This window comes from Metabacillus rhizolycopersici (genome assembly GCF_020075705.1).
In genome coordinates, this window is sequence record NZ_JAIQUM010000267.1 from 1 (window position 1) to 546 (window position 546).

At 51.5% G+C, this 546-nt stretch carries 5 tRNA genes; all 5 read right to left on the reverse strand.

The window, feature by feature from the left end:
* Nucleotides 1–34 precede the first annotated feature (34 nt).
* The 5 genes from K9V48_RS28490 to K9V48_RS28510 all read right to left on the reverse strand — a co-directional run bounded on the left by K9V48_RS28490 (nucleotide 35) and on the right by K9V48_RS28510 (nucleotide 505).
* Nucleotides 35–127, reverse strand: a tRNA-Ser gene (locus K9V48_RS28490).
* Nucleotides 128–134: 7 nt separating this feature from the next.
* A tRNA-Ile gene (locus K9V48_RS28495) sits at nucleotides 135–208 on the reverse strand.
* Nucleotides 209–235: 27 nt separating this feature from the next.
* Nucleotides 236–309 (reverse strand) — tRNA-Met (locus K9V48_RS28500).
* Nucleotides 310–334: 25 nt separating this feature from the next.
* Nucleotides 335–407, reverse strand: a tRNA-Ala gene (locus tag K9V48_RS28505).
* 21 nt (nucleotides 408–428) lie between these two features.
* Nucleotides 429–505, reverse strand: a tRNA-Pro gene (locus K9V48_RS28510).
* Nucleotides 506–546 lie beyond the last annotated feature (41 nt).

Below are 546 nucleotides of genomic sequence, written 5' to 3' on the forward strand. Positions count from 1 at the left end.
CCCGCGATAATAAGAGTAACTACATAAATAAATCTGGAGGAGGAAGGGGGATTCGAACCCCCGCGGGTTTTGACACCCCTGTCGGTTTTCAAGACCGATCCCTTCAGCCGGACTTGGGTATTCCTCCATATAAATGGACCCTGTAGGACTCGAACCTACGACCGGACGGTTATGAGCCGTCTGCTCTAACCAACTGAGCTAAGGGTCCAATAAAATTACTTTCTTTAATCAGTAATAGCGGCGGAGGGAGTCGAACCCACGACCTTTCGGGTATGAACCGAATGCTCTAGCCAGCTGAGCTACACCGCCATAATAATAGATAAATTCTAATAAGTGGAGCCTAGCGGGATCGAACCGCTGACCTCCTGCGTGCAAGGCAGGCGCTCTCCCAGCTGAGCTAAGGCCCCAAGAAATTTTTGTTTAGGGAATGGTCGGGAAGACAGGATTCGAACCTGCGACCCCTTGGTCCCAAACCAAGTGCTCTACCAAGCTGAGCTACTTCCCGGTTATTGGCGCGCCCGAGAGGAGTCGAACCCCTAACCTTTT